General features: G+C 52.8%; 12 protein-coding genes. 10 read left to right on the plus strand and 2 right to left on the minus strand.

The features are described from left to right. Positions 1 to 20: 20 nt before the first annotated feature. The gene (locus tag KDC22_RS15590; protein ID WP_173127061.1) at positions 21 to 1,229 is read left to right on the plus strand and encodes an L-serine ammonia-lyase; all 1,209 of its coding nucleotides are present in this window, start codon (positions 21 to 23) and stop codon (positions 1,227 to 1,229) included. Positions 1,230 to 1,421: 192 nt separating this feature from the next. Then, a complete protein-coding gene (locus KDC22_RS15595; protein WP_211723716.1) occupies positions 1,422 to 2,582 on the plus strand; it encodes a Gfo/Idh/MocA family protein in 1,161 nt (386 codons plus the stop codon). A gap of 128 nt (positions 2,583 to 2,710) precedes the next feature. Here the strand turns inward: KDC22_RS15595 and KDC22_RS15600 are convergent, their stop codons facing one another. Beyond that, positions 2,711 to 3,604: an AraC family transcriptional regulator gene (locus KDC22_RS15600; protein WP_211723717.1), complete on the minus strand. Its 894-nt coding sequence runs from the start codon at positions 3,602 to 3,604 to the stop codon at positions 2,711 to 2,713. A gap of 125 nt (positions 3,605 to 3,729) precedes the next feature. Between KDC22_RS15600 and KDC22_RS15605 the strand changes: the two genes are divergently transcribed. Next, positions 3,730 to 4,617, plus strand: a complete 888-nt coding sequence (locus KDC22_RS15605; protein WP_173127071.1) for a sugar phosphate isomerase/epimerase family protein — start codon at positions 3,730 to 3,732, stop codon at positions 4,615 to 4,617. 16 nt (positions 4,618 to 4,633) lie between these two features. Next, positions 4,634 to 5,677 carry a Gfo/Idh/MocA family protein gene (locus KDC22_RS15610; protein WP_211723718.1) on the plus strand — a complete coding sequence of 348 codons (1,044 nt, stop codon included), beginning with the start codon at positions 4,634 to 4,636 and terminating at the stop codon, positions 5,675 to 5,677. Between the two features lie 1,024 nt (positions 5,678 to 6,701). Here KDC22_RS15610 and KDC22_RS15615 read toward each other — a convergent pair. Beyond that, positions 6,702 to 6,908, minus strand: coding sequence for a DUF1657 domain-containing protein (locus tag KDC22_RS15615; protein ID WP_036728736.1), 207 nt, complete (start codon positions 6,906 to 6,908; stop codon positions 6,702 to 6,704). A gap of 245 nt (positions 6,909 to 7,153) precedes the next feature. Here KDC22_RS15615 and KDC22_RS15620 point away from each other — a divergent pair, with 245 nt between their 5' ends. The 6 genes from KDC22_RS15620 (at position 7,154) to KDC22_RS15645 (ending at position 14,040) form a co-directional block, all read left to right on the plus strand. Continuing rightward, entirely contained in the window at positions 7,154 to 8,014 is an 861-nt protein-coding gene (locus KDC22_RS15620; RefSeq protein WP_211723719.1) for a DUF421 domain-containing protein, read from the plus strand. 114 nt (positions 8,015 to 8,128) lie between these two features. Next, complete coding sequence (locus KDC22_RS15625) at positions 8,129 to 9,106, plus strand: aldo/keto reductase (protein ID WP_173127674.1); 978 nt, start codon at positions 8,129 to 8,131, stop codon at positions 9,104 to 9,106. 160 nt (positions 9,107 to 9,266) lie between these two features. Next, positions 9,267 to 10,700, plus strand: coding sequence for a spore germination protein (locus KDC22_RS15630; protein WP_211724057.1), 1,434 nt, complete (start codon positions 9,267 to 9,269; stop codon positions 10,698 to 10,700). After that, entirely contained in the window at positions 10,697 to 11,857 is a 1,161-nt protein-coding gene (locus tag KDC22_RS15635; protein WP_211723720.1) for a Ger(x)C family spore germination protein, read from the plus strand. The genes KDC22_RS15630 and KDC22_RS15635 overlap by 4 nt, the downstream gene beginning before the upstream one ends. Before the next feature lie 16 nt (positions 11,858 to 11,873). Next, positions 11,874 to 12,962, plus strand: a complete 1,089-nt coding sequence (locus KDC22_RS15640; protein ID WP_211723721.1) for a GerAB/ArcD/ProY family transporter — start codon at positions 11,874 to 11,876, stop codon at positions 12,960 to 12,962. A 100-nt stretch (positions 12,963 to 13,062) separates the two neighbouring features. Beyond that, positions 13,063 to 14,040 carry an AAA family ATPase gene (locus tag KDC22_RS15645; protein ID WP_211723722.1) on the plus strand — a complete coding sequence of 326 codons (978 nt, stop codon included), beginning with the start codon at positions 13,063 to 13,065 and terminating at the stop codon, positions 14,038 to 14,040.

Consider the following 14,040-nt stretch of genomic DNA (forward strand, 5'->3'; position numbering starts at 1 on the left):
AGAAAGGGGATAAGGGTGCTATGAGATCGTTGACTGAGCTATTTAAAATTGGCAGCGGACCGTCCAGCTCCCATACTATGGGGCCGGAGAAGGCGGCCGGGATCTTCAAATCAGAGAATGAAGACGCAGATGAGTTCAAGGCGTTGATCTATGGTTCCCTTGCCAAAACAGGCAAAGGCCATTTGACGGACAAGGCTATTCTTAGAGCACTTTCACCCGTTCCGGCGGAGGTTGAATTTGTTCCGCAGGCTGATTTTGTTCTGCCGCATCCCAATACGATGGACTTGTTCGCTTACAGAGAAGGGCAGCAAACCGCATCCATGCGTGTTCTAAGCATCGGCGGCGGGGATATCGTTATTGAAGGGCGGGAGGAGGTGCGGGGACCTGATGTCTACCCGGAGAACAGCTTTGCTGAGATCAGTACCTTTTGTAAAGCGAATCATATCCGCTTAAGCGATTACGTTGAGCAGCGTGAAGGCAAACAGATCTGGGATTTCCTCCAAGGAATTTGGGAAGCGATGAAGCGTTCGATCGACGAAGGGCTGTCTGTCACAGGTATTCTGGAGGGCGGTCTGAATGTCGAACGAAAGGCGAAATATCTGTATCATCAGCGGGATACGGATGAGAGCCCGGAGACGAGGGAGAACCGGATCGTCAGTGCGTACGCTTTCGCCGTCAACGAACAGAATGCCGCCGCCGGCACAGTCGTAACGGCTCCAACCTGCGGGGCCTGCGGTGTTGTACCCGCCTCGCTCCGTTATATGCAGGAGAAGCTGCAAGTCCCGGACGAACAGATTCTCCGGGCGCTGGCCGTAGGCGGGCTCATTGGCAATCTGGTCAAGCAGAACGCCTCGATCAGCGGTGCTCAGTGCGGCTGCCAGGCGGAGGTGGGCACGGCTTGCTCTATGGCAGCGGCAGCGCTGGCTGAGCTGTCCGGGATGGAGATCGGCCAGATTGAGTATGCGGCGGAGGTTGCCATGGAGCATCACTTGGGGTTAACCTGTGATCCTATTAACGGATTGGTTCAGATCCCTTGCATTGAGCGGAATGCTGTGGGGGCGATGCGGGCGATCAATGCGCTGAGTCTGGCTAAGTTCTTGTCTGGTACCCGTAAAATATCCTTTGATCTGGTTGTACAGACCATGTACGAAACTGGCCTGGATATGAACAGCAGGTACCGTGAAACTTCAGAGGGCGGGCTCGCTAAGTTCTACAACATGGGCAGTTAACTGATAATGATATCGCTATAGACGAGGAACGTCCCTTGCTGCCGGTTGGCAGAAGGGGCGTTCTTTCGTTTTGCGGGAGGACCTGTAGGATGGAGCCGGCTGTAAGAAAAGAAGTGATTTGACGGAGGGCGGCCGGGATGAGAAAATGTATGCGTGTACATGCAGCAGTGAATTAAGTAGAGGAGGCACCAAATGGAACAGCTACGCATTGGAATGATAGGTTATAAATTCATGGGCAAGGCCCACAGCAATGCTTACCGCAGCCTGCCGATGTTCTTCCCGAAGGCAGTTAAGCCGCACATGTCGGTCATCTGCGGACGCAATGAGGAAGCGGTTACAGAGGCAGCAGCACAGCTTGGCTGGTCGGAGAGTGTAACCGACTGGAAAGAGCTGATCGGGCGTGACGATATTGATCTGGTCGATATCAACGCGCCGAGCAATGCCCATAAAGAGATAGCTCTTGCAGCCGCGGCGGCAGGCAAGCATATTTTTTGTGAGAAGCCGCTGGCCCTGAATCTGGAGGATTCCCGTGAAATGCTGGAGGCCGCAGAAGAAGCGGGAATCGCTCATATGATCGGCTTCAACTACCGGTTCTCCCCGGCTGTCAGACTGGCCAAACGGCTGATCGAGAGCGGGCGTCTGGGTACAATCTATCATTTCCGTGCCTGGTTCCTGCAGGACTGGATTCTTGACCCGGAATTCCCGCTCGTCTGGCGGCTGCAGAAAGAGATTGCAGGCTCGGGATCGCATGGCGATCTGGGGGCGCATCTGATTGATCTGGCTCATTTCCTGGTAGGGGATGTGCAGGAGGTCATCGGCATGAGCGAGACCTTCGTCAAGGAACGGCCGCTGGCCACGGAAATGACAGGTCTGAGTGCCAAGGCAGGCAAGGATGCTCCCCGTGGTCCGGTAACCGTGGACGATGCGACATTGTTCCTGGCCCGTTTTGCAAACGGTGCCCTGGGCAGCTTTGAGGCTACACGTTTTGCTGCCGGACACCGGTCCACGAATTCTTTTGAGATTAACGGCAGTCTGGGCAGTGTGAAATTTGATTTCGAGCGGATGAATGAGCTGGAGGTCTATCTGACCTCGGATGACGAGGATGTGCAGGGCTTCCGCCGGGTGCTTGCGACCGATCCGTCCCATGACTATGCAGAGGCCTGGTGGCCGCCGGGTCATACCATCGGCTTCGAGCATACATTCATTCATGAGATGCTGGAGCTGTCCAATGCCATCGCTGAAGGACGTCAGCCGGAGCCGAACTTCAGGGACGGCGTGAAATGCCAGGCGGTCCTGGAAGCTGTAGAACGTTCGATTGAGCAGCGGCGCTGGGTTCCAATATCCGAAATGTAAAGCAAGACAGGGAAACACCGCCGGCTGCTTTGTGGCTGGCGGTGTTTGCTGTGGCTGGAATGCAAAGGCACAACGGCCAAATATAATCGGAAAACCGAACACAATGGGACTGGGGGCGCCGCGTCAGATTAGGCCTGTTTTCGTGCCTGGGAAGGGGTAAGGCCCTTGTACTGCTTGTACAGCTTGGTGAAGTAATTCGGATTATCGCAGCCGACCCGGCCTGAGATCTCGGTAATGGTCAAGTCCGTCTCCAGCAGCAGCCGCTGGGCCTCATCCATTCTGCAGAAATTCATATAATCAATGAAGGTCCGGCCGGTCAGCTTCTTGAAGGTTTTGCAGAAATGAAAAGGGTTCAGGTTAACGAACCTGGCAGCAGCTTCAATGGATAATTTCTGATCCGCATGGTTCTCCAGGTGTTCCAGCAGCGGCTTGAAGCGTTCACGGTGGACCGAATGGCGTTCACTCTGCTCCCGCTCATTCCGCTGCCGGGCCGGGAAGCTCCGGGACAGCAGGGTGAAGAACAGGTGCAGTTGATTTTTGACCACAAGCTGAAAAGCCGGCTCCTTCGTCTCCACTTCATGAATCACCCGCTCCAGTAAAGGATAATAGGCTGCGCATTCCGGATTCTGTGCGGCGGGCATCACCGGGAACTGATTGAGATTATGGAGATACGGTGCCACAAATTGCTCATGCTGGGAATCCTGGTTCCGGTCCTTGAACAGAGAGGCGTGGAACACAATAGAAACATAGGATAGGTCGCCGCTATACCGGCTATAGCCGACATGAAGCCCTCCGGAAGGTACGATAAGGACGTCACCGGGTCCGGCTTCATAGGGTTTGCTGTTCACATGGAAGGTGGCTTGTCCTTCGCGCATCACGATAATCTCGAAATGCTCATGCCAGTGCAGGAACAGGATATTCTGCTCAGGCTTCAGGTCCCGGAAGGTATTGAAGAACAAGCGGAACGGATACGTTTTCTCTTCGAGCTTAGGATATTCCTTCAGTTCTTTCGGATAGGTCATGAGTGGATTCAACTCCCGCAAGATTCAGCTAGTTTAGCACAAGATAAGTAGAGATTTTGCCCGAAATGAGGGATATACTTGGAATGTTGAATTAACTATAAACCAATATTGGAGTGGTATACAAGATGCAGAATACACTAAGAATCGGAACACTGGTTGGAGGCGGGGATGCGGTTAGAGTCATTCCACAGATTGTAGGTCATGGATTTGAATCCTTCAGCCTGACCTTCTGGCAGACAACGGGTGCTATAGATCTCACAGAAACTGCGGCACGGGTGCGTGAATTGGCTGCGGAGCATGATTTCACAATTTCTTCTGTCGGCATATTCGGGAATCCGCTTACAGGTACAGGCGACAATTCGGATACGCTTGCAAGCTGGGAGCGGCTGATTGATCATGCCCATTTGTTCGGTACCGATCTGGTGTCCGGCTTCACCGGGCGTCTGCCTGGGGTTTCGATAGATGAGTCGATTCCGAAGTTCGCGGAGGTGTTCGGTGAATTGTCCAGAAGAGCGGCGGAGCGGGGTGTCAAGATCGCATTTGAGAATTGTTCGATGGACGGCAACTGGCGGACGGGAGACTGGAATATTGCCCATAACCCTACAGCCTGGGAGAAAATGTTCAACGCAGTGAACGCCGATAATCTGGGTCTGGAATGGGAGCCCTGCCACCAGATGGTGCAGCTGATTGATCCGATTCCGCAGCTGCGCAAATGGACGGACAAGATCTTCCATGTCCATGGTAAAGATGCAACCATCGCCTGGGATATTGTTAAGGAATACGGAATCCACGGACCTCAGCCGTATGTGTGGCACCGGACGCCCGGCTTCGGAGATACGAACTGGACCGATGTCATCTCGATTCTCCGTCAAGCCGGGTACAAGGGTACTATTGATATTGAAGGCTGGCATGACCCCGTCTACCGTGACGACCTGGAGATGACCGGGCAGGTGCACGCACTGAATTATCTCAAAACCTGCCGGGGCGGCAGCTTCGTGCCCAATCCGGTATAAACAGGAGGAACAACCTATGACGGCAGAGTATCGTGTAGTTGTGGCGGGCTGCGGGGGAATGGCTAATGAATGGATCAGCTATGCACTGAAACATGCTGAAATAGAGATCGTAGCCCTTGTGGATCTTCGGCCGGAATCCGCTCAGGCCATGGCGAAGAAACACGGGCTTACCTGCCCGGTATTTACCGAGGTGTCTCAGGCTCTTGCCGCTACGGCAGCTAATCTGGTATTCGATGTGACGGTGCCTTCCAGCCACTTCAGCATTGCCAGTACGGCGCTTGAAGCAGGGTGTCATGTCTTCAGCGAGAAGCCGCTGGCAGAGACGATGGCAGAGTGCAATGAGATCGTTAGTATCGCCGGACGTACCGGGAAGAGCCATGCGGTAATGCAGAACCGCCGGTATGATCCGCGTATCCGCTCCTTGCGGGACTTAATAACGTCAGGGACCATAGGCCGGACTGGCTACTTAGGCGCCAACTTCTTTCTGGCACCGCATTTCGGCGGCTTCCGGGATGCGATGGACAGCCCGCTGCTGCTGGATATGGCGATCCATACCTTCGATCAGGCCCGCTATATTAGCGGTGCTGATCCTGTAAGCGTATACTGCCAGGAGTTCAATCCGCCCGGGTCCTGGTATGAAGGGAATGCGGCGGCGGTGTGTATTTTTGAGATGTCGGATGGCTCTGTATTCTGTTATCAGGGCTCCTGGTGCGCAGAAGGCGCGCCTACATCCTGGGAGGCTTCCTGGCGGATACAGGGTGAACGGGGCGCAGCCATCTGGGATGGCCGGGACATGCCGTATGCCGAAGTGATTGCGGACCATCAGGAATCCGGGCCCTTCCTCCATGAATATGTACGGGTAGAGGGGGCAGAGGTGGAGATGGCAGAGACCTTCCACCACGGCTGTCTCGATGAGATGTTCCGTTCGCTTGCCGAGGGCCGGCCGGCTGAGACGGATTGCCGGGACAACCGCTACAGCATGGCTATGGTGCTTGGCGCACTGGAGAGTGCGCGGACAGGCAGCAAGCTGAGCATCGCGGAATTCATACGTGGAGTTTAGCAGCCCGGTATAAGACGTAGGCGGGGATTCAGAATAAGGGATAAGGTAAGAGATACAGCGGAGGTTATAGATAGAGATTTAGAATAAGCTATAAAGAGGATATAGATCAGGTATAAAGAGGATAGAGATCAGGTATACAAAAGTGAAGCTAGAGTTAGCAGGAGGGCAGCCGTGAGGCTGCCCTGTTCTCGTTCTGCTCGTTGTAACGTGTTGCCCGCTTGCTGCTGGTCGCTGCTGGTTGCTTTGTGGGGAATTAGTTGGATTTTCAACACTTGCTGATGGCCCATATCACGACTCTGCCACAGTAGTTGTATAAACAGCACTTAAATGATCACATTTCACCTTATAGTAGCAAAACTCCCCCAACAGTTGTACTTATTCCACTTGCTGTCAGGTAATGCTCTGAAATCGCGATATTAAGATACGTTTTTCCACCTACTGGTTGGCGAGGGATGTTATTGTCTCTCGGGTATGTGCATGTTGTTCGATATATCCGACTGTAAAAGTAACATTAATCCATATTTGTCTGACATCGCTGTATTCCTGACCGCTCGGATGAAGATTAGAATGAAAACAAGGGATTAAATGGTTAACACAGGAGTGATCCAAATGAAGGAAGCGTTAAGAGTAGTGATTGGAAGCGGGGCTAGTCCGCACAACCGGGGATGGCTGCATACGGAGGAGTCTGAGCTTAATCTTCTCGTTGTAACTTGTTGCCCAGTTGCTGCTTGTTACCATGTGGGGCAGAAATAGTTGGATTTTAAACACTTGCTGATGGCCCAAATCAAGACTCCGCCACAGTAGTTGTATAAACAGCACTTAAATTATCGCATTTCACCTTATAGTAGCAAAACTCACTCCAACAGTTGTATTTTTTCCACTTGCTATCGGACACTGCTCAGAAATTAAAATATTAAGATACGTTTTTCCACTTACTGGTTGGTGCAGCTTGCAAAAAGGCTGATCCCGGCAGCAACATTCCGCTGCGCAGAGATCAGCCTGTATTTGGTTCCACCGCTTGTGGCTAGAAGCCCCGATATTGCGGTTCTTCTTTCTCCAGCTCAGTTACGCGTCCTTCGACCTGCTGAACAATCTGCTGAGTCTGCTCTGCAGCATTGGTGAACAGGGTTTTGGCTTCCTCGTTCTGTGTCTCCATGGCGAATTGCTCAAGGCTGGCCTGGGCGCTTTTCAAAGAAGCCACGCAGGTTTTTACTTGGGAAGCAACAGTCATCGGTATATCCCTCCTTATCTAGAAACGGATCAGAATCCATAGACTATCGTGTCTGCATTCCTCCCCTCTTATTCTGGAAACTATTCCCACACCATTAGAAGGCGTTGAAGAGTTGTTGAAGAGGTGTTGAAGGATTTGAAAGGACACGCAGGAAATTTTTTGGTTAATCCCCCCTGTTTTGACAAATACTGAAGCTGACGAGGTAGCGCATGAATAACACAAACTCAATACAGGGGGTTACACAAATGCCGGAAGCGCTGGAGGTTGTCCTGCGGACCATATTTGCTGTGGTCGTTTTGTTTTTTCTCACCAAATTGCTGGGGAAACGGCAGGTTTCGCAGTTGTCTTTTTTTGAATACATTACCGGAATTACAGTAGGGAGCTTGGCGGCGTATATCTCGCTGGACACGGATAAGACCTGGCACCTCGGCCTGATCGCCTTAGTCGTCTGGGTGGCCTTCTCGCTGGGGATCGAATTCCTGCAGATCAAGAGCAAGAAAGCCCGGGATTTCATTGACTTCAAATCGACGGTGCTGATCAAAGACGGCAAGATTCTGGAGAATAATATGAAGAAAGAGCGTCTGAGTACAGATGAGCTGCTGGAAGAGCTGCGGAAAAAGGATGTCTTCAGAGTAGCCGATGTTGAATTTGCGATCATGGAGTCAGACGGGGCGATTAACGTACTGTTAACCCGGGAGAATCAGCCGCTTACACCTAAGGATATGGGGATAAAGGTTGCTCCAGAGAAAGAGACACTTGCGGTGATTATGGACGGTAAGGTTATGGATGAACCGCTTGATAACATGAATCTGTCCCGGGGATGGCTGCAAGGGGAGCTGGAAAAGCTGAATCTGAACGTGGAGGATGTATTCCTGGGTCAGGTGGATTCTTATGGTGAGCTTAGCGTCGATCTGTATGCGGATAATATGAAGGTGCAGCAGCCTCAGGACAAACCCCAGCTCTATGCGCTGCTGAAGAAATGCGAGGCTGATCTGGAGCTGTTCAGCTTGTCTACTAAGAATAAGGCGGCCAAGCAGATGTATGCGGGCTGTTCCGATCAGCTGCAGGCTTTGCTGCAGGAGCTGAAGCCCTTTATTCAGAACTAGCAGTGGTCGGATAGAGAGATGAACAGGGCGGATTTTCCATTCAGCGGTAACAGAGGTATACTATAATCGGATTTCATAGAATCTACTTCAAGTACGGGGAGGATGCTGTCGATTATGGAATATGTGAAGCTGGGAAGTACCGGACTGGATGTATCACGGATTTGCCTGGGGTGTATGAGCTACGGGGTGCCGGAGCGCGGGACCCATCCCTGGTCGCTGAATGAACAAGAGAGCCGGCCGTTTATCCGCAAAGCGCTGGAACTCGGCATTAATTTCTTTGACACCGCTAATATTTACTCCGATGGTACCAGTGAAGAGATTGTCGGGCGGGCGCTCAAAGACTTCGCCTCCCGCGATGAGGTGGTGCTGGCGACCAAGGTGCATGGCCGTATGCGTCCCGGTCCCAATGGCGGCGGACTGTCCCGCAAAGCCATTATGAGCGAAATTGACCATAGCCTGAAGCGGCTGGGGACGGATTATGTGGACTTGTATCAGATTCACCGCTGGGACCCGGCCACCCCGGTTGAGGAGACGATGGAAGCCTTGCATGATGTGGTGAAGGCAGGCAAAGCCCGGTATATCGGCGCTTCTTCCATGCCGGCATGGCAATTCCTGAAGGCGCTGCAAACCGCAGAGCGCCATGGCTGGACCCGGTTCGTATCCATGCAGAACTACGTGAACCTGCTGTACCGGGAAGAGGAACGGGAGATGCTGCCGCTGTGTGAAGCGGAGGGGATTGGCGTTATTCCGTGGAGCCCCCTGGCCCGCGGCCGGCTGACCCGGGACTGGCAGGAGACCAGCGCCCGCTCGGAGAGCGATCAGTTCGCCAAATTGCTGTATTCGCAAACTGAGGAAGCCGACCGGCTTGTCGCGCTGCGCGTACAGGAGATTGCAGAGCAGCGGGGAATCCCCCGTGCACAGGTTGCGCTGGCTTGGGTTCTGCACAAGAAGCCGGTCACTGCGCCGATTGTCGGGGCAACCAGAATGAGTCATCTGGAGGATGCTGCGGATGCGGTATCTGTCACGCTCAGTCAGGAGGAGATCCGGCGTCTGGAGGAGCCTTATGTGCCTCATCCGGTAATGGGCTTTTAGAGCGCTTTATTAGCGCATCTTAACAGCAGAATGCTATGAATACAGGAGCCGGTGATCCGGCTTCTTTTTGCCGTGTCAAGGCATAAATCCAGGAACAAACTGGAACACTAAGGCGGATTCCCATGAACGGAAGGAGGTATTCGGGTTGTCTGATCAAGATATGCTGGAGCTAATCAAAGAGCAGCTAACAGACTGCAGCGATGCGGTCTACCAGTCCATTAATGTCTATGGGCATTCCTGTATGCTGATCTATATTCCTTCCATTGTGGATACACTCAGCCTGCAGGAATTTGTCGCCACTCCCCTGAAGGCTGAAGCCAATGCGAAACCGAATTGGCCGGAATTCATGGAGCGTCTGGATCACGGATCAGCGTTCGCCATTCCTTATATCAAGGCCTATCATCCCGACAGGGTTGTGGATCTGATCGTCGGCGGAAATCCCATACTCAGCATTGAGGGCTTGCCGTATGTGTATTATTTTGAGATTGCCCACTATCAGAAAAGAGCGGTGTCCGAATCCCAGAACGAGCTGGTGGTCATTGGTCCGCAGGAAGCTTTTATTGAGGATATTCAGACGAATCTGTCGCTGCTGCGCCACAAGATCAAGCATGCCGATCTGAAGACCAGGCATTTCTCTATCGGCAAATACACGAAGACGGATGTATATCTGGTTTATCTCGAAGGACTCTGCAAGCCGGAAATTCTGGCGGAAATGCAGCAGAAGCTGGCCAGTCTCGATGTAGACGGAATTCTGGGCATCAGTTATCTGGCGGAGCATATGTCCGGGGGACAACTCTCCCCGTTTCCGGTCTATCAATATACGGAACGTCCTGACTCTGTCGCCGCCTCGCTCATGGAAGGCAGAATCGGCATAATGCAGGATGGCACTCCGTCTGCGCTGCTGGCGCCGGTAACTTTTTTTTCCCTGCTGCAATCCTCCGAGGATTATTACCAGAGCTTTTATGCCGGCAGCTGGATCCGGCTGGTCCGCCTCTTTTTCTCGCTGATCTCGATGATACTGCCGGCCTTATACGTCGCCATTACAACCTTTCACTCACAGATTATTCCCTCTGATCTGTTGATAACGATAGCTGCGGCCCGTGAGAATATTCCCTTCCCTGCCCTGACGGAGGCGCTGATTATGGAGCTAACGTTCGAAGCCCTGCGTGAAGCCGGGACCCGTATTCCGAAGCCTGTGGGTCAGACCGTCTCCATTATTGGCGGTATCGTGATCGGCCAGGCTGCGGTCCAGGCGGGCATAGTCTCGGCACCTATGGTCATCGTAGTGTCCATTACCGGGATTGCTTCATATATCATTCCGCATCTGGAGCTTGGCCTGACCTTCAGGCTGCTGCGCTTTGTGCTTCTCGTTCTCGGCGGAACGATGGGACTGATTGGTGTCTTTATGGCTGTATTTGTCATCTACAGCCATTTGGCCCATCTCCGGTCCTTCGGCTCACCCTATCTGCAGCCGCTGGCCCCGCTTGTTTTTGAAGACTGGAAGGATACGGTGTTTCGGGTCCCCACCCAGTATATGAACAAGCGGAGCAGCTCGTTTACCGACAGGAAGAATAGAAGGAGACAGAAGCCATGAGAGCCATTAAGCTGGGCATGGTACTGCTGATGCTCTTGAATCTGACGGGCTGCTGGTCCAAAACAGAGCTCGACGAATTGACCTTTATCTATGGGATGTACTTTGACAAAGGGAAGGAGCCGGGTACCGTTGAAGTATCGATCAGCTCGCCGCTGCCGAACCGGCTGATGTCAGGTAGCCAAGGGGGAAGCGGTGCTTCTGACGGGAAGGCATATTCGATGATCTCCAAGACAGCAGCTACCATCCCGGAAGCAGTGATCCTGATTCAGAAGGATTTATCCCGGAGGCTGGAAATCTCCCATATCAAGATTGTTGTGGTGGGCAAAGAGTATGCAAGTCAAGGCATTGGGGAGATGCTTGAATGGTTCAAAAGACAGCCGGAGATCCCTTTAGGAACCTATATCATGGCTGCTCCCGGCCGAGCCAGCGAGATTCCCAAATTGTCTCCGATCTTCGAACAGTTACCAGACCAGGTCCTCAGCAGCATCTCCAAGGAAAACCTTCTGTTCAGCACTACGATCAGAGATTGTATGCTCTCGGAAGCTTCGCATATGGGATATGCCATGAATTATTTATCCTTTGGCCAAAAGACCGACAGCACTGAGAAGAAGGATGAATACTGGGTTGGGGTCGGCGGTGTGATGCTGTTTCAGGATATGAAGATGAGAGGCCTTATGAATGTCAATGAAGGCAGAGACTTGGCTTGGGCTGCGGGGACAATCGCCGGACATATCACCTTCCCGATGTATCCGATAGTCTGGGATGATGACGGCAAGGGAGCTGCAAGTGCGATTTTCGTCAGGAACTCAGCCGCTTCCTCAGTGAGCATGACTCCCGATGGTCCGCTGTTTCAAGTGAAAATAAAAGGGAATGCGAGCATCACCTACTTCAAGGATTCCGAGCACCGTGATGCGGACAAGCTCAGTGCCCTGCTGGTGAGCAAGCTCGAACAGAAGGTGGCCGGGGAAGTCTCGGCTGCACTAGAGCATATACGGCAGGAGGGTGTGGATGTGCTGCATTTGGGTATGCTGGTGGAATGGAATTATCCGGCGGAATGGAAAAAACTGCGTGAGCGTTGGGAAGACTACTATACCTCGAAAGCCAGAATTAAAGTGACAGCGAAATTCGTTATCGAGGACTTCGGTTCAGAAAAATAAGGGGAAGAAGAACAGTATGCAGACATCGAAATGGCAAATCACCAGGTTCTCTATCGTATATCTGGGCTCACAGAGTACCATGTTTCTTGTTCCCGGACTCATTGACACCTCCGGCTATCAGGGGTGGATCGGGATTGTTGCAGGATGTGCCCTGGCGCTGATTCCGCTGTTCTTCACCGTTCAGATCGGGAAGCTGAAGCCCGGGACGGGCTGGGTGGACTTCGGCGCAGAGATTACGGGGAAGTGGGTGCACCGGATGATGGTCATCCTGCTGTTATGCTGGTGTGTCTACTATGCCTCATATGATATAGAGAACTTCGTCCTGTTCTTCGGGTCCAACTATCTGCGCGGAACTCCGCCGCTGTTCATCCAGATCCTTATTGGCCTGGTCATTATGTACACGGCTCATCTCGGAGTAACGTCTATAGTGTATATGGCTGACGGCATGTCGCTTATTTTCGTTGCTTCAACGATTCTAAGTATCTATCTGTTCTTCCAGCATGCCAATTACGCTGTCCTTCCGGCGTTTATCCATTACCATAATCCGCTTATCGCCTTCAAGGACTCAGTAACCGTCATGTCCTGGCTGGGGGAATGGGTGGTGTTTCTGTTTGTTGCGCCGGAGCTCAGAATCAGCAAGAGCACCATGAAAAAGCTGGCCCTCGGAGGCATCTGTGTCATGCTGACGATTCTGCTGGTCTGGGTGATGACCCTGCTTAATTTCGGAGCGTATCTGGGCAAAGAGCTGACGTTCCCCTACCTGCATCTGGTCCGCAGCTCTTCGGGCGACGGGCTTCTGGGCAATTCAGACCCGCTGCTGATCGGCATCTGGTCCGCTTCCATGTTCATCCACAGCTCCTTTCTAATCTATGTAGCGGGTAAATGCGCTGCCTATCTTACCGGGGAGAGAGCAAAAAAGCTGCTGGTTCCCGGTCTGACGGTCTGCTCTATGGTGATTGCCTATCTCTACTCCAGAGATCTGGCCCGGTATGATCACGACTATTATTCCTTCAATACATCTCTGGTATGGCTGATCGTAGAGTTTATTCCGCTGTACTATTTCATTGCGTTAAGGCTCCGGAAGAAGCGGGATAATCAGGCTTAAGCCCGGTTGCAATATCCTCTATTATATAATGTAGGCGCTTTCTGGTATGATTAGCTTATATGTACATACCTTTTTTTGGAACAGGATGGTGTTATTATTCATGAATCTTCAAGAAGCATCTGCTCTAATTGAATCAATCCGAAGCAATCTCGCCAAAGTCATTGTTGGAAAAGAGGACGGTGTAAATCTGCTGCTGACCGCCTTGCTTGCGAATGGTCATGTGCTGCTGGAGGATGTGCCCGGTACCGGTAAGACGCTGCTCGCCAAAACCCTGGCCCGTTCACTGGACTGCGCCTTCAAGCGGATTCAGTTCACTCCCGACCTGCTGCCTTCTGATCTAAGCGGCATCAATTATTACAATCAGAAGACTGGAGAATTCCAGTTCCGCCCCGGTCCGGTATTCGCCAGCATTCTGCTTGCCGATGAGATTAACCGGGCCACTCCCCGTACCCAATCCAGTCTGCTGGAATGTATGGAGGAGCGGCAAATTACCATCGACGGGGTGACTCATGAGCTTCAGCGGCCGTTCCTGGTCATTGCCACGCAGAATCCGGTGGACAGCCAGGGAACTTTTCCGTTGCCGGAAGCGCAGCTGGACCGGTTCTTAATGCGGATTACCAGCGGCTATCCCACATTCGAAGAAGGCATTCATATTCTCCAGCGGTTCCGCCAGGATAATCCGCTGGAGGACACCGCCGCGGTTGCAACCGCGCAGGAGATTCAAGACATTCAGCGTCTGGCTGCGGGCATTGCCGTCAGTGACGAGCTGCTCGCATACATGATGCGGGTAGTTGAAGCCACACGTACTTCCCCGGCAGTCCGCCTGGGAGCCAGCCCGCGTGCCGCATTCGCCCTGCTGCGCGCCTCGCAGGGCTATGCGCTGATTCAGGGCAGAAGCTATTGTATTCCGGATGATATCAAAGCAGTGGCCGTCCCCGTGCTGGCCCACCGGCTGATTCTTCAGCGCGGCCCCGGAGTCCGTGAAGGCCAGTCCGCAGAAGTAGTACTTCAGGTACTGCGCGAAATAGAGGTGCCGGCTGAGCACGCTGTCCTCTCCCGGGGCGGAAGGGTGGAGTGA

The organism is Paenibacillus tritici (assembly GCF_018207515.1).
Taxonomy (GTDB): Bacteria; Bacillota; Bacilli; order Paenibacillales; family Paenibacillaceae; genus Paenibacillus_AQ; species Paenibacillus_AQ tritici.